At 68.1% G+C, this 20,573-nt stretch carries 16 protein-coding genes; 7 read left to right on the top strand and 9 right to left on the bottom strand.

Going from position 1 to position 20,573, the window contains the following annotated elements:
* The first annotated feature begins 7 nt into the window (after positions 1-7).
* The 3 genes from OG767_RS10325 to OG767_RS10315 are packed head-to-tail and all read left to right on the top strand — an operon-like array spanning position 8 to position 3,272.
* On the top strand, positions 8-868 hold the full coding sequence (locus tag OG767_RS10325; RefSeq protein ID WP_405093182.1) for an alpha/beta fold hydrolase: 861 nt from the start codon (positions 8-10) through the stop codon (positions 866-868).
* The gene (gene hcaB, locus OG767_RS10320; protein ID WP_405093181.1) at positions 865-1,692 is read left to right on the top strand and encodes a 3-(cis-5,6-dihydroxycyclohexa-1,3-dien-1-yl)propanoate dehydrogenase; all 828 of its coding nucleotides are present in this window, start codon (positions 865-867) and stop codon (positions 1,690-1,692) included. Before OG767_RS10325 ends, hcaB begins: the two co-directional genes overlap by 4 nt.
* A gap of 11 nt (positions 1,693-1,703) precedes the next feature.
* A complete protein-coding gene (locus OG767_RS10315) occupies positions 1,704-3,272 on the top strand; it encodes an AMP-binding protein (RefSeq protein WP_405093180.1) in 1,569 nt (522 codons plus the stop codon).
* Positions 3,273-3,295: 23 nt separating this feature from the next.
* Here the strand turns inward: OG767_RS10315 and OG767_RS10310 are convergent, their stop codons facing one another.
* Together OG767_RS10310 and OG767_RS10305 are read right to left on the bottom strand one after the other, a co-directional pair.
* Positions 3,296-3,559: a hypothetical protein gene (locus tag OG767_RS10310; protein ID WP_405093179.1), complete on the bottom strand. Its 264-nt coding sequence runs from the start codon at positions 3,557-3,559 to the stop codon at positions 3,296-3,298.
* Positions 3,560-3,771: 212 nt separating this feature from the next.
* A complete protein-coding gene (locus OG767_RS10305; protein WP_405093178.1) occupies positions 3,772-4,611 on the bottom strand; it encodes an IclR family transcriptional regulator in 840 nt (279 codons plus the stop codon).
* A 118-nt stretch (positions 4,612-4,729) separates the two neighbouring features.
* Between OG767_RS10305 and OG767_RS10300 the strand changes: the two genes are divergently transcribed.
* Positions 4,730-5,317: a helix-turn-helix domain-containing protein gene (locus OG767_RS10300; protein WP_405093177.1), complete on the top strand. Its 588-nt coding sequence runs from the start codon at positions 4,730-4,732 to the stop codon at positions 5,315-5,317.
* A gap of 135 nt (positions 5,318-5,452) precedes the next feature.
* Here OG767_RS10300 and OG767_RS10295 read toward each other — a convergent pair whose 3' ends face one another.
* Positions 5,453-5,605: a hypothetical protein gene (locus OG767_RS10295; RefSeq protein ID WP_405093176.1), complete on the bottom strand. Its 153-nt coding sequence runs from the start codon at positions 5,603-5,605 to the stop codon at positions 5,453-5,455.
* Positions 5,606-5,845: 240 nt separating this feature from the next.
* On the opposite strand from OG767_RS10295, the gene OG767_RS10290 reads away from it, so the two are divergent.
* Complete coding sequence (locus tag OG767_RS10290; RefSeq protein ID WP_405093175.1) at positions 5,846-7,297, top strand: MFS transporter; 1,452 nt, start codon at positions 5,846-5,848, stop codon at positions 7,295-7,297.
* A 376-nt stretch (positions 7,298-7,673) separates the two neighbouring features.
* Here OG767_RS10290 and OG767_RS10285 read toward each other — a convergent pair whose 3' ends face one another.
* Both OG767_RS10285 and OG767_RS10280 read right to left on the bottom strand, forming a co-directional pair.
* Complete coding sequence (locus OG767_RS10285; protein ID WP_405093174.1) at positions 7,674-8,144, bottom strand: hypothetical protein; 471 nt, start codon at positions 8,142-8,144, stop codon at positions 7,674-7,676.
* Positions 8,141-8,734: a CDP-alcohol phosphatidyltransferase family protein gene (locus tag OG767_RS10280; RefSeq protein ID WP_405093173.1), complete on the bottom strand. Its 594-nt coding sequence runs from the start codon at positions 8,732-8,734 to the stop codon at positions 8,141-8,143. The genes OG767_RS10285 and OG767_RS10280 overlap by 4 nt, the downstream gene beginning before the upstream one ends.
* Before the next feature lie 141 nt (positions 8,735-8,875).
* Between OG767_RS10280 and OG767_RS10275 the strand changes: the two genes are divergently transcribed.
* Together OG767_RS10275 and OG767_RS10270 are read left to right on the top strand one after the other, a co-directional pair.
* A complete protein-coding gene (locus tag OG767_RS10275) occupies positions 8,876-9,982 on the top strand; it encodes a sensor histidine kinase (protein WP_405093172.1) in 1,107 nt (368 codons plus the stop codon).
* Complete coding sequence (locus OG767_RS10270) at positions 9,979-10,626, top strand: response regulator (protein WP_405093171.1); 648 nt, start codon at positions 9,979-9,981, stop codon at positions 10,624-10,626. The genes OG767_RS10275 and OG767_RS10270 overlap by 4 nt, the downstream gene beginning before the upstream one ends.
* Before the next feature lie 378 nt (positions 10,627-11,004).
* Here OG767_RS10270 and OG767_RS10265 read toward each other — a convergent pair whose 3' ends face one another.
* The 4 genes from OG767_RS10265 to OG767_RS10250 form a co-directional block, all read right to left on the bottom strand.
* Entirely contained in the window at positions 11,005-13,041 is a 2,037-nt protein-coding gene (locus OG767_RS10265) for a glycogen debranching N-terminal domain-containing protein (RefSeq protein ID WP_405093170.1), read from the bottom strand.
* Positions 13,038-13,430: an SCP2 sterol-binding domain-containing protein gene (locus tag OG767_RS10260; RefSeq protein ID WP_405093169.1), complete on the bottom strand. Its 393-nt coding sequence runs from the start codon at positions 13,428-13,430 to the stop codon at positions 13,038-13,040. Before OG767_RS10260 ends, OG767_RS10265 begins: the two co-directional genes overlap by 4 nt.
* Positions 13,431-13,985: 555 nt before the next feature.
* Positions 13,986-16,430 (bottom strand): tectonin domain-containing protein, encoded by a 2,445-nt coding sequence (locus OG767_RS10255; RefSeq protein ID WP_405093168.1) that lies wholly within the window; start codon positions 16,428-16,430, stop codon positions 13,986-13,988.
* Positions 16,431-16,726: 296 nt separating this feature from the next.
* Positions 16,727-20,398, bottom strand: coding sequence for a BTAD domain-containing putative transcriptional regulator (locus OG767_RS10250; RefSeq protein WP_405093167.1), 3,672 nt, complete (start codon positions 20,396-20,398; stop codon positions 16,727-16,729).
* Positions 20,399-20,573: the final 175 nt, after the last annotated feature.

Genomic DNA, 20,573 nt, shown 5'->3' with positions numbered 1-20,573 from the left:
AAGCACCGTGACGAGCGCAATTGCCTTGAACACCCGACGAGCGCTGACGTCCCTCGGCGAGATCGCGGTCGCCGAAGCTGGTGCGGGGCCGGTCCTCGTCATGCTCCACGGCGGCGGCCCGGGGGCTTCCGGCGTCAGCAATTACCATCAGAACCTTTCCGCGCTGGTCCGCCACTTCCGGGTGGTGCTGCCCGACCAGCCCGGTTTCGGCGGCAGCTACCGGCCCACCGGTGTCGACCTCGACGAGCGGTCGATCACCGAGATCACCGTTGAGGCCCTGCTCGAGGCGCTCGACCTGCTCGGGATCGAACAGTTTCACCTGCTCGGCAACAGCCTCGGCGGTGCGGCCGCGATTGCGATGGCACAACAGCGACCCGATCGCGTCGACAGACTTGTGCTCATGGCACCGGGCGGGGGATGGCTGCCCTTCGGTCCCACACCCACCGAGGGGCAGAAAGCGATGTTCCGGTACTACAACGGCACCGGGCCGAGCGAGAAGAAGATGGCGGACTTCATCCGAACCATGGTTTTCGACCATCGGCAGTTCGGCGCCGATGTCATCCGTGCCCGATACGAGGCGTCCCTCGACGAGAGCCACGTTGCCTTCTACCACCACTACAACGCCGCATTCGCCAAACGCGGCGGCATGGATCCGCTCTGGCGTGACCTCCACCTGATATCGGCGCCGACACTGCTGCTGTGGGGCCGTGACGATCGCACCATAACCCTCGACGGGGCCCAGTTGATGCTGAAGCAGCTCCGCGACGTGCAGCTGCACGTCTTCGGCCGCTGCGGCCATTGGGTCCAGCTGGAACGGCAGGCCGACTTCGAACGCCTGGTGACCGACTTCCTTGAGGCCGGCTCATGACCGGCTGGCTGGCGGGGGATGTAGCACTGATCACCGGCGGCGGAGCTGGCATCGGCGCTGCGGTCGCCGAGCGTTTCGTCGCGGAGGGCGCCTCGGTGGTCGTGTTCGGTCGCGACGCCAGCAAGCTCAAGAGGCTCTGCGCACGGTTCCCCGAGCGCATCCACGGTGTCGTCGGTGACGTCCGGTCCAGTGAGGACCTGCACCGGGCGGTCACCGAAACGGTGGAACGATTCGGCCGGCTCGACACGCTCGTCGCGAATGCGGGGATCTGGGACTACCAGCGCGCGCTCACCCGCCTGTCGGCGGCGGACCTGGAGGCGGTGTTCGACGAGGTCTTCGCGACCAACGTCAAGGGCTACCTGCTAGCCGCCGAGGCCGCCTGGCGACAGCTGGTCGCCAGCCGCGGCAGTATCGTGATGACCCTTTCCAACGCGTCGTTCTACGTGAACGGTGGTGGCCCGGTCTACACGGCAAGCAAGCACGCCTGCCTCGGCCTCATGCGCGAACTGGCCTTTGAGCTGGCCCCCAAGGTCCGGGTGAACGGGGTCGCCTGCGGTGGGATGCGCACGGACCTGCGCGGCCCGGCCGCACTCGGTCTCGCCGAGCGAATGATCGCGGCATCGTTCGACCGTCGGGCCGCCGATGCGCCGCCTCCGCCGATCCCGTTGTACGACTCGAGCACCGACCCGCAGGACTTCACCGGCCCATACGTACTGCTCGCATCACGGAAGCAGAGCGGCACGATAACGGGCCACGCCATTCAGGCTGATGGTGGCATCGGGGTGCGAGGCTTCGCTTCCGCCGCCGGCGGCGGCCAGTTGTGAGGAGGACACCGATGGAGTTCGTCAACATCAATCCGGCCGCCGGTGTCGCCCGCCGCGCCCGCTACTTTCCGAACGAGGTGGCCATCCGCTACGAGGGCGGCGACCTGACCGCCGCCGCACTCGACAACCGGGCCGCCCGCCTCGCCGCGGTCCTCGCGGCCAAGGGGGTCGAGCCGGGAGACCGGGTCGCCTATGCCGGCCTGAACAGTGCCGCTTTCCTTGTGACGCTCATCGGCACGCTCCGGCTCGGCGCCATCTTCGTTCCCCTGAACTTCCGGCTGGCCGGCCCCGAGCTGCAGCAGATCCTCGAGGACGGCGGTGCCCGCGTCATCGTGGCCGAGCCCGGGCACTGTCAGGTCATTGCGGCCGTCGCTGCCCGAACCGCGCTCAAGCAGTTCCTCCTCGTCGACGACGACCCCTGCGTGCCGGTCGGGGAGACGACCGGCCCCTGGCAGCCGTGGTCCGGGCCCATCGCCGCCACCACCCCGTACCCGGACATCGCACATCGCGGCTTCGACGACCCGGCCATCCTGATGTACACCAGCGGCACCACCGGACTGCCCAAAGGCGTGATCCTGACGCACGGCAACGCTTGGTGGAACGCCGTCAACGTCGACGCGATGGTTGACACCCGCCGCGGCGACGTGACGCACGCCGCCGCCCCGCTGTTCCACATCGGCGCGTTGAATTCCTTCACCCTGCGGAATCTCGTGCGGGGCGGAACCGTCGTGGTCCGCCGCGGCTTCAAGCCTGACCAGGCCATCGACGACTATGTGCGCTACCGGGTGAACTCGACGTTCGGCGTGCCGGCGATGTTCGCAGCTCTCGCCCGGGTCCCGGGCTTCTTCGACGCCGATCTTACGGCCCTGCGGTCCATCATCGTGGCCGGTGCGCCGGTGCCGCCGAGCCTTCTCGTTGAATTCGCCCGGCACGGCGTCCTGCTGCAGCAGGCTTGGGGTCTGACGGAGACGGCACCGTTCGCGACACACCTGCCGGTCGAACGGACCCACGACAAGCTCGGCTCCGCCGGGATTCCGATGCCCTACACCCAGGTCCGCGTCGTCGATCCGGTGACCGGCCGGCCGGTGCCCTCGGGTATAGCCGGCGAGGTGGTTGTCCGAGGTCCGAACGTGACACCGGGATACTGGCGGAGTCCGACGGCGACCTCGGCCGCCTTCGACTCGGACGGCTGGTTCCACTCCGGCGACATCGGCTATGTCGATGAGGACGGCTACCTGTTCATCGTTGACCGACTCAAGGACATGATCATCTCCGGTGGAGAGAACGTCTACCCGGCCGAGGTCGAGGCGGTGCTCGCCGACTTCCCGGGCGCCCTTGATGTCGCGGTTGTCGGCATCCCGGACCAGCAGTGGGGTGAGAGCGTCGTCGCCGTGATGTCCATGGCCAGCGGGGCGTCGGCCGATCTGAACGATGTCCGCGACCACGCCGCGCCGAAGCTCGCCCGATACAAGCTGCCGACCAGACTGACCGTTGTTCGGGACATGCCGCGCAATGCGTCAGGAAAATTCGACAAGAAGGCTATCCGCCAGCTCGTCACCCATTCTGGGGACGCCGAATGAGGGTGAGCGACGTACGGCTCACGCTAGAGCGGTGCGCCGAAGGACGCCTCCGAGCCGCCTACCCGGTCGGCGCACACGACGTCGAGGTCCGCGTCTCCGGCAGGGTAACCAGAGAACTGTTGGCTGAGGCGATCACCACGATCAAGGCGAGCAACCCACACTGCCGGCGGCTCGTTTTCGCCGCAGCCGAAGGTGATGGCGCCGCCGCCGTGGCCGCCGAACAGGCCGGCTTTCGCTATGTCGTCGACGTCGACCTGCGCGACGCCGCTCTCCGCCTGTTCGTCCACGAACCCGGCGTAAGGCACCTGGGCCCTGAGATGATCGTCCCACCCCTTGGGGGTTGGTCTCTTCGTGACGAGGCTGCCGGCAGTCCGACGCCTGGTCCAGCGGCCTAGGTGTACTCCCAGGGAGGTTGGTCGCAAAGGCCAGAACGCCGGCCCTCGTCCGCCCGCCACCGATGCGACGTCCTGTACACCATGCTCCGCGACACGATCCCCTGTCAGCCAAGCCCAACCGACCCGGTCGCCGCTTGACCAACCCCAGAGGGATACTCCCCCCCAACTCGCGGAGCCCGAGCGGCTGCCAGGGCTCGACTCGCGGCGTAGCAGACACGCCTCAGCGCCGCTTCGTGCATCCGTGGATTGAACCGCCCTGCTGCTCCGGACACCGAGATCGCGGCCGCAGGCCGGCCGTTCGGCCCGAAGACAGGAGCCGCAATGCACGTCAGCCCCACACGCGCCTCGCCGTTGTCGAACCCGATTCCGTCCCGACGTATCTCGGCCAGCCGGGCCTGCAGCTCGGCCGGCACCACGATCGTTTGCTCGGTGAAGGATTGCAGCCCTCGGCTGAGGGTCGCATCGGTGGCATCGGCGTCGTAGGCGAGCAGCACTTTTCCCAGGGCGGTGCAATAGGCCGGCACGACGCCGCCGAGTCGCGACGGGCACGGTACCCGCTGGTGGCCGTAGAGCAGATTGACGTACATGACATCAGTGCCGCGCAGCACTCCGAGGTGGACCGTCTGATGGGTCAGCTCGTACAGCTCGACCACGAACGGCGTCAGCAGCGCACCGAGCCGTTCATGCGCAGGCGAATAGAGGTGACCGCCGAGTTCATACAGTGCTCGGCCGAGCCGGTAGTTGCAACCGACCCGCTCCACGACTCCGTTGCGCTGCAGGACGCCGAGGAGGCGGAAGGCCGTGGACTTGGTCAGGCCCGCCCGGCGAGCAAGCTCCGACACGCCTAGTCCCGCACCCGACTGCGACCCGAACGCCGTCAGCAGGCTCAGCGCCTTGTCCACCGCGGTCCGCTCGGCTTGGGGAATCAGGTCTGTGCTGGTCATGCCCTCTCCTGAGCGGCTAATGACGGAGACGTTTCGCCTGGGTGACTATCATTGACGTCCGCTCGGTCGCCAGTCAAGAATGACGATAGGGCAATTAAAAGTGACAGACGGAGGGGCAGTGAGTGAGACAAACCGGATGGTGGCTCGCAACGTCCGACGATTCCGACAAGAGCGTCAACTCTCGCTCGGCGACCTAGCCCGGCGCGCCGGTCTTTCGAAGCAGACGTTGTCAAAAATCGAGCAGGGCAGCGGCAATCCAACCGTCGACTCGCTTGGTGCGATAGCCGACGCCCTGCAGCTCACCGTCCGGCGGCTCCTGACCGAATGGGGGACGCCGGTGTTCGTCCAACGGGGCGCGGCGGCTGGCTGGGAGAACGTCGATCCGGCTTGGGCGGTGCGGGCGATGGACCAGGTCTACGGCTCTGGCTATGTGCGAACAATGATCCTGCGGCTGCGCCATTCACAGAAGGAACATCGCCGGTCCTTCGAGGCTGGGACGCCAGGAACGCTGCACCACCTCTACGTCATCGAGGGTGAGGTGCGCGCCGGCCCCCTCAAGGATCTAGTTGTGCTCGCGGAGGGGGACTTTGCGCGTTTTCCCGGCGACGCCGGCCACCAGGTGGAGTGCCTCAGCGCGGGCGCCACGCTGCACGTGGTCACCACCGTTCCGCTCGTGCCGCAGTTCACCACAGCCCGGGAAGTGTGATCGGCACGTGCCGACATCGACACTGACAAGATCTGCAAAGGCTCGTTGATCGGCGGGTCGGCAGCCAGCAGCGACCGCACCGGCGACCTCGTCGTCTCCTTCTGACCCGCGCACGGACCGCTAGGTCGCCCGTCCTCAGCAAGACCGGTTCAACGCGTCCAGGAGACGAGCCTCCAGCGTGAGCCGGAAGTGCGGAGTCGTCCAGTCGGCCCCGGCCCAGTACAGGCCGACCCGCACGACGATCTCCTCGCCCGCACTCGCCTCGTGCGGCGTGAGCCAGTAGTACACGTCCTCGTTTCGCTGATCGTAGCTGTCGAACGTTGCCTCCCATCTCCCCTGCGTCCGTGCACAACACAGGTCAGCGAAGTCCGGAAACCGAAACGCCATGCCGGCTTTCCTCCCTCATGAAGCGGCAGTGTGCCGCCTGGTCAGGCGTTCCGGCAGGTGCTGCCGGTCGGACGAGACGTTCGACCGGAACATCACGGAACGCCATACCGGCAGTTCAGCCGCCGCCATCCATACTCGGGAGTGATCGTGTCCACCCGTCATTCCGTGACGACCTCGCGTTTGAGCGCCTTTGCGCTGCCGTTGATCTGCGTGGCGCAGCTCATGGCGACGCTGGACGTCACGATCGTCAACCTGGCGCTGCCAGCCGTGCAGACCGAATTCGCCTTGTCCAACGCGTCGCTCGCCTGGGTCATCGACGCCTACACGCTCACCTACGGCGGACTGCTGCTGCTCGGCGGCCGCGCCGGCGACCTCTTCGGGCACCGGCGGACTCTGGTCGTCGGGGTGCTGCTGTTCACTGCGGCGTCTCTGCTCGGCGGCCTGGCCCAGGATGAGTCGGTGCTGCTGGCCGCGCGCGCGATCCAGGGCCTTGGCGCCGCCCTCGCCACACCGACGACACTGTCCTTGATCACCACGCTGCATCCGCCCGGACCGCGCCGGAACAAGGCGATGATCGCGTACGGTGCGATGGCGGGACTCGGCATCACTCTCGGACTCGTACTCGGGGGCATCCTCACGGAGGCGGCTTCGTGGCGTTGGGTGTTCCTGGTCAACGTGCCGATCGGCCTGCTTCTCGCCGTCGCCGCACCGAAGGTGCTGCCCGACACCGCCGGACGTCGGCGGCGGCTCGACCTCCTCGGCGCCCTTTCGGGCACCGCCGCCTTGACCTCGCTCGTGTACGGAGTGATCCGCGCCGGCGGCGAAGGCTGGGACGACCCGGCCGCGCACACCGCGCTCGTGCTGTCAGTCCTGCTGTTCGGTGTGTTCGTGAAGGTCGAGCGAGCAGTCGCAGAGCCGATGCTCCCGCTGGGCCTGCTACGGCACCGCACGCGGCTCGGCGCCTACCTGATCGCCATGCTGCTCTTCGCCTGCCTCTACCCCTCCTTCTTCTTCCTCACCCGCGCGCTGCAGGACGTTTTCGCGCGACGGCCCATGGAAACCGGACTCCAGTTCCTCCCCATTGGCGTGGGCGTGCTCATCTTCGCCTTGGCCACTCGCCGTTTCGTGCCGGTGTACGGCGCGCGCCGGATGGTGGTCGGCGGCACGGTAGCCGCCATGCTCGCTGCGCTGTGGCTCGTCCAGCTGGATGCGGGCGATGCCTATGTGACCATGCTGCTGCCCTGTCTCGTCGGGCTGGGCGCAGGGGTGGGCACGACCTTCGTGGCCAACGCCGCTGCCGCGATGACCGACGTGCCCGAACATGAGGCGGGCATCGCGTCAGGGCTGCTGAGCACGTTCCAGGCGGTGGGCGGCACGGTGGGAGTGGCGGTGCTGGCGTCCGTGGCAGCCAGGGTCACCGAGGACCAGCTCGCTGATGCCACGGCCCTGGGTCTTCCTGCTGAGGCAGTCGTTCATGATGCGGTGATGTCAGGCTTCGCCCGGGGGTTCGTGCTGGCAGCCGTACTCGCAGGGCTGGCCTGCGCCATCGCGATCCGCACATCTCCCGGACGCTCCACAGGTCCTCGAGACTGAGCGCTCGACGGGCGGCCGCCTGTCCCGAGCCCACTGAGGGGGCGGGACAGGCGGCCCGTTCCTTGTGACAGACGCGGGCACCCTCAGATGGCGGCGGGTGACGAGGTCGGCGCGTAGCGCGTGGTAGATGACGTCGGAGAGACGCCGCTGCGGACGCGGAGGGCCTCGAGACCGCCGTCGCCGCCGGCTTTGCAACGTGCGACGAGTTCTCGGGCCGGTGGGTGGCAGCGGGCTTGGATCATCGCGATGCGGTGCAGGGCGGCGTTGAGCTGGAGACCTCTCTGCTGCCGACGCCTCGACCCAAAGAGGTGCCGCTACCGTGACAGCTCCGCACCTCGGCGACATTTCTTTCGGGGTGCTCGACGACAGGCGGGGGTTAGGCCAACGCCGCTGGCAGGACGAGGAGGGCGAAACGGAGCACTCGCCCGAGTAGGCACGCGACGGCGAACTCGCGCCGTCGAAGGCCCGCGGTGCCGGCGGCGAGGCTGACTACGGCCAGCGGTGGAACCCCGACTGTGGCGGAGGCGAGCACCATCGGTAGGGCGGTGCGCCGGCGGGAGAGCCAGCGCTGGATCCGCCCGGCCCAACGGGTGCCCCCGGCCGCAACGCGACCTGATCGGCCCCGATGTGCGAGTTTCTGGGCCAGCCGCCCCGTTCCGCGACGCGCGGCTTCGAACAGGAGCAGTTTGCCGGTGGTCTGCCCGAGCGCCAGGGCGAGGACGGCGACCAGGGCGTGGCCGCCACGGTTTCCGGCGACGACGGCGTAGGCCTCGGCGTTGACGATCGGGACGAGGGCCGAGGCAAGACCGTACCCGAGCGTCAGCACCGCCTCGGCGAGGGTGCTCATGCCCGGCCGTCCCGTTCGAGGAGCCGGATCATCGCCGCGGTTGACCACAGCTTGACCGCAACGACGGCGACGGCGACGGCCAGCGCGAGCCGGTACTGCCCGAACGCGATGGCGCCTATCACCCCGGCGGTGTTGGCGGCCTTCGCCATGGGCGACCAGTTCAACGCCCATACCCGCCGGTCGATCAGGTAGAAGTAGTTGGGGCTGATCACGGGCCAGCACAGGAACGCCAGCGACAGCATGGTGTCGAGCACCAGGAACGAGAGCAGAAACACCAGGGCCACGACCGCGACGTCGGGCACGAGTGAGACCAGACCCACGCAGAGCACCGCGGTGCAGGCGCGGTCGCTCACGATATCGAGGACGGCCCCCGCCCGGGTCTCCTGTCCGAGCCTGCGGGCGGCCCAGCCGTCAAGCACATCGCCGAGCCAGTAGATGCCGTACGCCACCGCCAGCAGTACGACGGAGCCGGCGACGAGGGCGACGACACCGACGGTGACAGAGACGATCGTGCGGATGGCCGTGATGTAGTTGGGAACCGTACGGAGAGGGCCGACGGTGACAGCGGTGCGGGGCTCAACAAGAGTCACCTCTGCAGCATCGTGCGGTGAGCGTTCCGGGCGGAACGTGCCGAGGTGCCGATTTGGTGGCGGGGGGAGGCACCGGGGTGCCGGCCGATCTGGTACCGGAGTACCTGGCCGGCTACCGGGCTGATCGCCGAGACTATGCAGGTGAGGACCAGGAACCGGGAAGGATGGCGCGACCCCGAGCGGGTGCGCCGGCTCGCTTACGGCGCCGCGGGCTTGATCGTCGCCGTCGTGGTCACGACCGTCGAGGGGGGCGTTTCCGTGCCGGCGGGCTGGGCGCCGCTGGTGCTGCCCATCGGCCTCGGGGCCGTGGCGTTGCGGCCCCGTTACCGGGCCCTGGTCTTCGCGGTCTGCGCCGGGTTCGTGGCGGTAGTGAGCACCGGGGAGTCGGTGCAGTTGGGCCTCGCTGCCGCCGGCCTCGTGTTCGTCTCGACCTGCGAAGACCCGGCCCGACGCCCGTGGCTGGGGTGGGTGGCTGGCTTGACCGGCGCCGCCGGCGCCCTCGCTGTCACGCTGCTTGACCAGCGTGGGCTGTACGAGCAGCCGATCGTCTTCGTGACGGCCGGCTACCTCCTGGCGATCCTGATCCGGTCGTGGTCACGCGGCTACGCCCTCACCCGGGAAGCAGGCGAGCTGCGCGGCCAGGCAGCCTGGCTCGAGCAGCGCACGAACCTGGCCCGCGAGCTGCATGACGTGGTCGGCCACCACGTCACCGCGATGGTGGTTCAAGCCGAGGCGGGCCAGTTCAGTGACGATCCGGGGGCGGCGCTGCGGGCGATCGCGGACAGCGGACGCACCGCACTGAGCGAGCTCGACACGCTCGTCGTGCACCTGCGCGACCCGGAAGCGGCGATCGCGGTGAGCGCGCCGCCGCGCCTGTCCGACATCGACGAGATACTCGCGCAGCCGCTGCGCCAGCAGGGCGTGACGGTGCAGGTACGTCTGGACCCTGAGCCAGGCCTGGACGAGATCGGCGTGTTGACCGTCTACCGCATCGTCCAGGAGGCCCTCACCAATATCGCCCGCCACGCGAAAGCCACGGCCACCTGCGTCGAACTGGTCCGCATCGGCGACCGCGCCCGTCTGCGGGTCAGCGACGACGGCATCGGGCCGCCCCGTGCACCCACGCGCGGCTCGGGCCTACTCGGCATCGAGGAGCGCGTGCGCGCTCGCGGCGGGAGCTGGGAGCTGAGCCAGCGACCGGGCGGCGGCACCATCGTTCAGGCCAACCTGCCGGTGGCGAACCCGTGATCCGCGTTGCGATCGCCGACGACCAGCAGCTAATCCGCGACGGCTTCAGCCTGATCCTGCGCTCCCAACCCGACATCCACGTCGCAGCTGAGGCCGCCGACGGTCGGCAACTACTCGACGCCGTGCGTCACGACTCCCGCATCGACGTCGCCCTGGTCGACATCCGCATGCCGGTACTCGACGGCCTGCAAGCCACCCGCGAGCTGGCCGCGATCCCGCACGCCCCGGCCGTGATCGTCGTCACCACCTTCGACGACGACGCCTATGTCTTGGACGCCATCGCCTCCGGCGCGCGCGGATTCCTGCTCAAGCGGGGCAGCGCCCGCGACCTGATCGCCGCGGTGCGCACCGTCGCGGCCGGGGAGGCGATCCTCTCCGCCGAGGTCACCGGCGCCGTCCTCGACCGGATACGCGCGACCGGGCCGGCCACCCGCGTGGAACTGGCGGCCTACCAACTGACCGCTCGGGAGACCGACGTGCTCGCCCTGATCGGTGCCGGACTCAACAACACCGAGATCGCAGAACGCCTCTACCTCTCCATGAGCACCGTCAAGACCCACGTCACCAATGTGCTGGCCAAGACCGGCAGCCGCGACCGCGTACGAGCCGCCATCCTGGCGCTCCAGGCCGGCCTTGCCCCCTGACAAGAACCAGCAGCGGTCTCGCTGGGCGTCGCAAGACCGGCCATTCACCGCTGGCTGGGCACGCGTCCCCCGGTTCCACCTGCACTCACCCCGACATCAGCGTCGTGGCTCAACCTCGTAGAGCACTGGTTCGCCATGCTGACCAACCGCAAGCTCGGTCGGTCCAGCCGCCGCAGCCTCGCCGACGTCGAATCCGGCGTATAGAGCTGGATCGAGGCATGGAACACCGGCCAAGGCCGTTCGTCTAGACCCGGACCGCGGACGAGATCCTGAACTGCCTCGCCGCATGCTGCGGCCGTGTGACGACCCAGGACACCGGGTGGGCTCGGCTGGGTAAGGCCTGCAGCACGTCAGGATATCGACTCGTGCTGATCGGCCTCACGTCGAGGGTTGAGCCGCCGGTTGCACGTCCGCCCGCCCCCATCGTCCGGGAATCCCGAGAAGCCCGAGGCTGCCGATGTCAGGATGCACGTGCGGATCGCTGTTGAGACGAGTGTGGTCGGGCTGGAGTCCGAGCATGATGCGGATCAGCAGTGGCGTCGTGCCGGCCGACCATGACTGCGGGCTGCAGGCGGTGGGATACTGGACGGGGAACTTGGTCTGGCCACGGTCGTATCCGGCGAATGCTTCGGGTAGGCGGCCGCCGAAGCAGTGCGAGGCGTCAATGATCGCCTTCGCTATGGTGGCGGCTTCTGCGCGGTACCCGTACCGCCACAGCCCCCAGGCCGCGATCGAGTTGTCGAACGGCCAGACGGTTCCGACGTGGTACCCGATGGGATTGAACCGCTTCTCGGTGGTAGCGAGGGTGCGAATACCCCAGCCGGAGAACAGGCCCGGTCCCATCAGGTGCTCGGCCACCAGGGGGGCCCGATCGGTGGTGACGATGCCGCTCCACAGGAGGTGGCCGATGTTCGATGAGAGCGCGTCGACGGGCCGGCCGTCCGGGTCGAGGGCGAGGGCATAGAACCCTCGGTCCTCGATCCAGAAGTCGCGGTTGAAGCGTTCCTTGAGGTCCGCGGCCTCCCGTTCCAGCCGATCCGCGTATGCCGGGTCGTTCCAGAAGGATCGGGCCAGCCGAGCAGCACGAATCTTGGCGTCGTAGGCGTAGCCCTGCTGCTCGCACACGGCGCGGGGGAAGTCGGGCACTCGCCCATCGTGGTACGAGATGGAGTCGGGCGAGTCCTTCCAGCATTGGTTGACGAGCCCCGTTTCCGCGTTCCGGGTCTGGTACCAGATGTAGCCGGTACCGAGAAGATCGGCGTAGGTATCCATCCACGCCAGGGCGGCGCGGGCGAACGGCTCAGCCTCTTTTACCGCTTGAATGTCGCCGGTCCACTGCTCGTACTCGTCCAGCAGGACAAGGAACAGTGGAGTGGAGTCAGCAGCGCCGAAGTACGGGGAGTGGGGTTGTTCCTCGAATCCGGCCGACTCGCCGTAGCGGGCTTCGTGCAAAATCTTTCCTGGCTCGGCGTCCCGGAAGTCGTCAAGTCGCACGGCTTGATTGGCGGCCAGCAGCCGGATGGTAGGAGCGATGATTTGGGGTAGGAACGGCAATATCTGCAGACAGGTCAGGATGCTGTCCCGACCGAACAGGGTCATGAACCACGGCAGTCCGGCCGCCACCGTCTGAAGACCGCCGACGGTGGAGGTGAAGCGCAGGGCAGCGAGATCGATCAGGCTACGACGGTAGGCCACGACCAGTGGCTCATAGTCGCACACGAGTCGTGGCGCGGATGCCATCCACGAGTCGAGTTCGCTCCGGACCTGTTGCGTGGTCCGAGTGCCGGCGGCGGCCAAGCTCTCTCGAAAGTCTCTACCCTTGGCGCCGATGATCCTCATGTCCACCCGGAAGTGGGTTTCCCACTGACCATGCGGTGGTATTTGTATGTCGAAGGTCATCCCTCGCCGGTCGATCGCGCCGCGGGTGCTGGTCTTGATCACCGTCTCCCGCTGGTACAGGTCCCGTCGGTAGCGCAGCAGAAGCTCGTTGTGACTGGCCTCCGCCGAAATGCGGCCCTTCTTCCCCTGCGGGTCCTTGATCTCGAAGAGGTCCGCGAAGTCGCTGGCCATCTCGACACGCAGGGTCAGGTCAACCGGACGGTCATCGTGGTTGAGCACGGTCAGGTGTTCGTCGAAGGCGGCACCGATGGTGCGGTGACGGATCACCGAGGTACGCGCATCGGTGTAGTGGGTGGGTTCGCCAGGGACCAGAAAGAACCGGGCCTCGAAATACTGCAGGTCGTCGACGGACAGTTCGTGCAGCCGACCGCCGTCGATCATGAGCTGCCAGGTCGACAAGAAGCGGGTGTCGTAGGAGAAAAGGCCGGTCGGAAACTTCGGGTCAGGGTCGACGTCACCGGTCGAAGAACTCACCAGGAAGTTGTTTCCGTCAAGAATGCTGACTCGCTCTTTCACTCCTCGGCTCCTTCCTGACCGCGAGATCGTGAATTCTGGGCAAATTCGCGGGGATCTCGGGAGCCGGGAGCGCTCGGAAAGAGGGCCCCCAGGTGAACGAAAAGGTCCAGGCTGCCCTGGATCTGCACCTCGTTCCGCAGGATCGCCGCTGCGGGCGAAGCACCGGACACGATCCTTCGGAAGGACGAACGGCTGGACTCCCACACCAGATCGGCCGGCTTGTTCTCCGCAGTAACGGCGACATGATCACGGGCGAAAGTGACGTACCAGTGATCCACCTGACCGTCGCTTGTCAGGTCGAATCGCACGGTGCCCTCGACCGGCGCGAGCCACAGTGTCGCTGCTCTCCGTGGCAGCGAAGCGAAAAAGTCGCCAGTAACGTCTGTCATGATCCCTCCCGCGACACCCCACAGTTATCGTAGGTGTACCGGGTGCCCGCTCGGGTTCGTTTGACCTGCACTCCGGTCAGAGCGGCATCACGATGAGCAGGCCGCCTGAACGCCGCCGTCGTCTGGTGCCGGAGTACGTACGCGTAACGATGGTGACCATGATCGATGGTGTCCTACCAGGACGTTGAGCTTGCCTGCTACGCCGGCGACCTCGGTCCGCACACGCCCGTTGGTGAACCTGTCATGGGACATGTTGAGCAGCGCCGAGGCACCGCCAGGCGGACATCCATCGGCTGTTCCGGCCACCCACATGATCGTCACCTTGGTCTCGCTGTTGATGTACCGCAGTTCGGTGTGGGCCTACGGTCGGTCGCCTTGCGCCTCAACAGCCGCGGCGAGGAAATCCGCCGCCGTGCCTCGTCGGACCGCCACGGCATGAGCTGCCACCGTGACGAACTACCCACAGGTGTTGGCGCGCCTCATCCGCCGCCACGCGACAGGCGCCGCGGCACCAGACAAGTCGTCAGGTACCGCGGCGCCCGGCAGAGGTGAGCCTCAGCCTCCGATGATCTGGTGGCCTACGGGACCGCTGGTGTTGCCGAGTACGTACTTCAGGTCCAGTGCCGAGCAAGAGGAGTTGCCGTCGGGGATGTCCGGGCAGCCGGCGGCCTCGATCGTCACCGCCTTGATGTCGTAGTAGTGGTTGGTCTCCATGGTGAACGTGTAGGGCGTGCCCGTGTAGCCGTTGGGTCCGCACGTCCCGCCGGAGGTCCACTGCGGGTCGAGGCTCGTCTTCCTCTGCCACGCGCCACCCGTGGTGAGGTCGCGGGTCCAGATGCTGACGGTCCACTCCGACGGCGTGCAGTTGTAGAGCACCATCGACTTGTAGCCGGCGCCGGGCGTCGGGGTCGGCGTCGGGGTCGGGGTCGGCGTCGGGGTCGGGTTCGGGGTCGGCTCACCGGTGCTCGGGAAGCCGGAGCAGCTCGGGTTGTCGCAGTGGGCCAGCTGGAGGCGGCTGTTGTCGCCGTTCTGATAGCTGATGATCGGCAGTCCGTCGGCCCCGATGAGGACCGAGTTGAGGTTGCCCTGGTTCCCGCCGTTCGCCACCGTGTAGGTGCTGGCCGAGGTGCAGAACTGGTCCGCGCACTGCGCGACCTTCAGATCGTTGCCCGTCCCCTTGAAGGACGCGATGACCTTGCGGTCGTCGCCGAATGCGAGTCCGAATGTTCCGTCCACGACCTCGCCGCTGGGCACGAGCGTCTTGCGGTCACCGCTGATGCAGAACCGGAAGTTGCAGCGGGCGATGACGATTTCCGCCTGGCCGTTGCTGAAGTTCCGCTTGCTCCACGCGACATAGGTGAGGTCGCTCGTGTCGTCACGGGCGATGTTGACGGCGAGCGGTTCGCCAGGGTTGCTTGCTTCGATCGTGATGTTCTCGAAGGAGCTGCACACGACGTTCTTGCAGCGCGCGAGCAGGAGGTTCGCCCTGCCCTGGAAGGCGAAGTTCGGCAGGCCGTCGGCGCCGCTCTTGATCGTCAGCACCGGAACGGCGCCTGCGGAAGTCAGCCCGCTCGCCGTGACCGTGGCGCTGGTGCAGGACTCGTTGTTGCATCGCGCGATCTTGACGGGGTCGTCACCGTTGGGGTCGTTGATGGCGTACACCACGACCGGCATGCCGTCGCCGCTGATGGTGAGGTCGAGCTGCGGGTGCACCGGTGCGCTGCTGTCGATCACGGAGATCGTGCTGGCGGTGCAGGCCAGGTCGCGGCACTTGGCGATCTTGAGTACCTTCGGCTGCGCCGAGCTGACGTACTGGGTGAAGGCGATGACGGGCAGGCCGTCCCACCCGGTCTCCACCGCCGCGACAGTGCCCGAACTCTGGGTACCCGCGATATCGGCGGTGGTGCTCGTGGTGCACGCGGCATCGTTGCAGTGGGTGGCGCGGAGCGCGTAGTTGCCCGACCGCTGCACGGTCAGCGGCAGCCCGTCGAAGCCGATGGTGCTGGAAGCGCTTCCCACGGTCTGCAGCGCGTCGGCGGTGCTGATGCTGCCGCCGGCACGGAACGGCGGGGTCACGCCGGCGGGCAACTGAGTCCACGTCGACCACCCCCCACCGGTCAGCTGTTCCCGGTAGAACGCGTCGCCGTTCGTGCTCACACCGACGACCATCACCCGGCCGTCGATGCTGGCGTCGGCGGCAACGGACCGCAGCCGGGTCGTGTGGCTGATGTTGACCCAGCGCGACCAGCCGGCCGCCACCTGGTAGCGGTGGAAGACCTCGCCCCGCACGGACGTGCCGAACAGCTCCAGCCGTCCCGCGCCGTTGCGGGCCACGGCGACGGAGCTCATGTTGCCGTCGAACGCCGCCCAGCCCGACCAGGTGCCGTCAGTCTGCTTCCACTGGTGATACACCGTGCCCTGCTTGTTGACGCCGAACACCTCGAGGCGCCCATCGGCGTTCGTCTCGGCGGCGACCGAGACGAGCTGGCCGTCGAAGGCCTGCCACGAGCCCCACTCGTTGGCGTTCACTCTCGCCTGCGACCGGTGGAACACCGTGCCCGACGCGTTCGTGCCGAACAGCTCGAGGAGTCCGTTGCCGGCGCGAGCGACCGCGATCGACTTCAGGTTCCCATCGATCTGGGCCCAGTTGGTCCATCCGCCGACCTGCTGCCAACGGTGCCAGATGTCACCGTTCTTGTTCAGGCCGAACAGGTCCAGCGCCTTGTCCTGACGTGCCTCCATGGCCAGGGATCGGACCTGGCCGTTGAAGGCGTTCCAGCCGGTCCACTGGCTACCGCCCGGCGTGGACTGCCAACGGTTCAGCGCGGTGTCGTACGAGTCGGTGAGGACGAACTCCATCCGGCCGTCGGAGTTGGCCGCCAGTGCAGGTGTCCTCGACGCGAAGCTGGTCGACAGGTCGCCACTCACCGCGGCGGCCTGCGACTGCGGGAGCAGCGACAGTGCCGGAACCGCCGCCAGAATGCCGACGGCGGCGGCCACGACGCTGCGCCACTTGGGCGTTCGCCAACGGTGCCCGCTGGCGTGTCCTCTTTTCATGCTTTCCCAATCTCTCAGGGTCTGTCATGCCGTCTCGCGTTCCGCCTGGTTCCGGTGAAGTTCCACCACCACGCGGCGTGGGACCGCCCGGGCCGCCGGTGGGACACCGCAGACCGGCCTATCCGCTGGTCGGCTGCGGGGGAAAACACGAGGCAGGCGCGGGTCACCGCCAGAAGTTCGGCGCGGGTACGCGCTCTCACCGCTCACCCGGCAGCCGCTTCACGTCGCGCAAACCGCTCTCAGGGACGCTCCGGCGTCAGCACCCCTGGCAGCTCGGTCCGCGTGGTGACGTCCAGCTTGCGAAAGGCCGAAGTGAGGTGAAGTTCGACCTTCCTGGTCGTCAGGTACAGCTGCTGCGCGATCTCCTTGTCGGTGAGACCGTGCGCCGCCAGGTCGGCCACTCTCGCCTCACTCGGAGTGAGACCGCGTCTGCCCGTCACGTCGCCCTTGCGGGGGCGGGCGCCCACCTCGTGCAACCGGTCAGCAAGTGCGTCACGTAGTGGGATCGCCCCGCATGCGGTAGCGATCTGGTGACCCTGCTGCAGCCGTTCGCGGGCGTCGTCCGTGTACCCCAGACGCAGCAGCGCGCCGCCGAGTGCGTGCAGCGTCTGGGCGCGTTCGAGGCGGGCTTCCGTACCGCCGAGCAGCTCCGCTGCTTCCGACAGGAGTTCTGGTCGCTTCCGGACGGGCGCCACGGTGGCGCTCAGGCGCAGGCTGCGTGCGACGGCCCGGGGCGTGCCCCACGTCCGCGCCACGTCGATGAACTGCGCGGAGACGTCCTCCGCCGCACGCCGCCGGCCGAGGGTATCCAGGATGATGATCATCGGTGAGCGCCAGTCGGCGAGGATCGGGTTCTCGATGGCGAGGTTGTCGCACTCGTCCCGCAGGGCGCCGGCGAGGCGGTACGCCTCGGGGATGTCGTCCTCGGCCAGCGCCAGGGCGATGAGTGCTTCGCCGAACAGCCGGGTGCTGATGTCCGCGGGGCAGGCGGCCTGGACGTCGGCGAGGACCTTCCGCGTGCCGGTGACGTCCCCGCGGTGCAGCAGGGCAAGGGCGAGATAATTCCCGATGTACGGAAGACCGACGTGAATCGACGAGGTCGTCACGGCTTCCCAACCGGCCCGGCCATCGGAGACGGCCTCGGCGAGGTGGCCTCGGCTGAGCATCAGGGCCGAACGGAAGCACATGGCCGGCGCGAGGGCACGCAGTGAACCGGAGCGCCGGGCGTGCGCGATGGCGGCATCGACGCTGGGCAGCGCCTGCGGTGCGTCACAGACGTCCAACACCTGCCACGCGCAGGCCAGGGTGCTCTCCGCCAGGGGCTGGCGGATGAGCACGTCGCCGGCGACGGCGCGCGCGGCGCGTTGCTGAGCGGATCGACGGTCGTTGCGGCAGGCGTCCCAGAGCGACAGCGCGGCGTCGCGCATCAGCCCGCCTTCGCTGTCGTCGCCGGGTACCTCGCGTTGTGCTTCGATCATCTGCGTCAGGCCGAGAGCATCGCGGGCGGGGTAGGCGGCATCGATCATGCAGGACTCCAGCCCCTGCCGGGCGGACATCGAGATGCTGCCGTCTGCCAGCGCCTTCCGGCAGACGGCGACCGCCTGCGCTGCGTGACCCGCGAAGAACTGGGCTCCGGCCAGTGCCAGGGCGGTTCGCGCTCGCGTCTCCGGATCGGTCTCCAACGCCAACCCGGCAGTCAAGTGCCCCACCGCCGCACCCGTATCCACCAAATACTCCGCCATCCCCAACCGCGTCAGCACACCCCCCCGACCCGCACCCAGATCCTCCTCCAACAACCGCCGCAAGAACGCCACCGCAGAATCCACCGCACCCCGCGCCAGACACACCCGCGCCGCCTCACCCAACACCCTCACCGCATCCACCTCACCCCCCCACCCCGCCGGCACCCGCAACAACTGCGAACCCGCACCCACCACATCACCAACCCGCAACGCCACCCCCGCCGCACGCACATGCAACCCCGCCCGCACCCCCGGCCCCACCCCCTCATACACCGCCTCACCGATCAACGGGTGAGCGAACCCGAAGCCTTCTGCCGTCTCAGTGACGTAGGCGCTGTCGCGAAGGATGCTCAGCCCTTCCACAACCTCTTGCGGCCGGGCCTGTGCGACCTGGGCCAGGGCGTCGACCGAGGCGCCCTCACCCACCACCGACAGGGCCTGGGCCGCTACCGCGGCGGCGGACGGGAAGTGGTCCAACTGGGTTCTGACCAGCATCGAGATGACCGGCAAGCCGGCCTCCAGGGCCGACGCCGGATCCTCTCCGCTGGCCACGGCGCCGTTGATGCGTTTGGCGAGCTGCCGCAGCAACAGCGGGTTTCCGCTGCTGAGCCGACGGCATTGGGCTGTCACCGGATCGTCGGGGTGCAGGCTCGTCAGCGCCGTCAGGAGGCGCGCCGAACCGGAGACGGTCAGTGGTGCGAGGGCGTGGGTGACCGAGGTGAAGGCCGACAGCAGAGGCTCGACCCGATGGTCGTCCCCCTTGCGAAGGCCCATGACCAGGACGATCGGTAGGGCTTCCAACCGGGCGCTCAGATAGGCCAGAAAGCGCACCGAGGGCACATCCAGCCATTGGAGATCATCCACGATGAGTGCGACCGGGGCGTGTTCTGCCACGTCGGCGACCAGCCAGTACAGCGAGTCGAGCAGGGCGTACTCGCCGACGGCGCGCTCTGCACGTTCCTGGTCCCAGCCGAGCAACGCCTCGCGCGCCAGTGCGCTGCCTGCGGAGGTGGAACGACCGGACTCGCGAAGGGCAAGCGTCTCGCCGTGGAGCAGTTGCCGCGCCCCGGCCCAGGCGGCCTCGCTCTCCACCGGCCATCCACTGACACTCAGCACGGTGAAACCGCGCTGCCGGGCCCGCCCTTCGGCGTACTCCAGCAGGGAGGTCTTCCCTATTCCCGGGGGCCCTTCGAAGAGCAGAACAGTGCCGGCAGAGGCAGTCGCGGCCCGAATCGCCTCATCGATCAGGCCAGTCTCATGATCACGGTCGACGAGTTCGTCCCGGCCCTCCCCAGCTGAGTCCGGTGCGGCCGGCAGCTTCCCGCCGAGGGAGGCTGTGGTGCCCGCCGGGGACAGGTCGAGTTCGGGTGCGTGCCGGAGTATCGCCGTGTACAGGTCGTTGGTCGCCACCTGCGGCGCGGTACTCAGGTCCGCCGCGAGAGTTCGCTTGAGGCGCTGGTAGACCGACAGCGCGTCGCTCTGCCGCCCACTGCGGTAGAGGGCGGTCATGAACTGCCGGTGCAGTTCCTCGTCGAGCGGCTGCTGCTCGATCGCGTGTCCCAGCTCGGCCACGAGCTGATGGTGCTCGCCCGCTGCCAGCCGGGCCTCGACGAGAGCGTTGGTGGCGGCTCGGCGGATGCCGTCGAGGCGTATGGCCTGGTCGTTGAACCAGGTGAGGTCCCGCAGATCACTGAGGGAGGGGCCGCGCCAGGCGGCGAGCGCTTCCCGCAGCTCGACGATGACCTTCGCGGGATCATCGGCGAGCATGGCGTCGTGAATTCGCCGCTCGGCGAGTTGCAGGTCGGTGAACTCATCGCTGAGCTGGAGTACGTAACCGGAGCCTCTGGCGAGGATGAGACCACGTAGCGCGTACTCCCGGCGCAGGTGCGTCAGGTGGCTCTGCAGCGTGTTCATCCTGGTTGCGGCGGTCTGGCCTTGCCAGGCGATCTCCAACAGCCGGCGTGAGCTGACGGCGTCACCGGGTTGCAGGGCGAGCGCCGCCAGCAGGGCGCGTCGCCGCAGGCCACCGACGGGACGGGGCACGCCGTCGACCACCACCTCCAGGGCGCCGAGAAGCCTGACCCGGCTTGCCGGTGGTGTGCGCGCCTCCGTCACCTCACTGCGATCAGCAGCGTCGGGAATGACGGCCCGCCTCGGCGTCGGCGGCACGCGGGTCACCTCAGGCCTACCGGTATCGCCTGTCGTCGACTCCGGCAGGTGCCGGGGTCCCCGAGTCCGACGCGTGGGTCAGTCGCCCACGGCCGGAAACCCCGAGCTTCCGGTGTGCACCGGCGCGGTGAGTCGCGGCCGCCGGCGCATTCGAGGATTCGTTAGGCGACTTGAC

This window comes from Micromonospora sp. NBC_01392, from assembly GCF_045040125.1.
Taxonomy (GTDB): Bacteria; Actinomycetota; Actinomycetes; order Mycobacteriales; family Micromonosporaceae; genus Micromonospora.
This window is presented reverse-complemented; position numbering and strand designations above follow the sequence as displayed.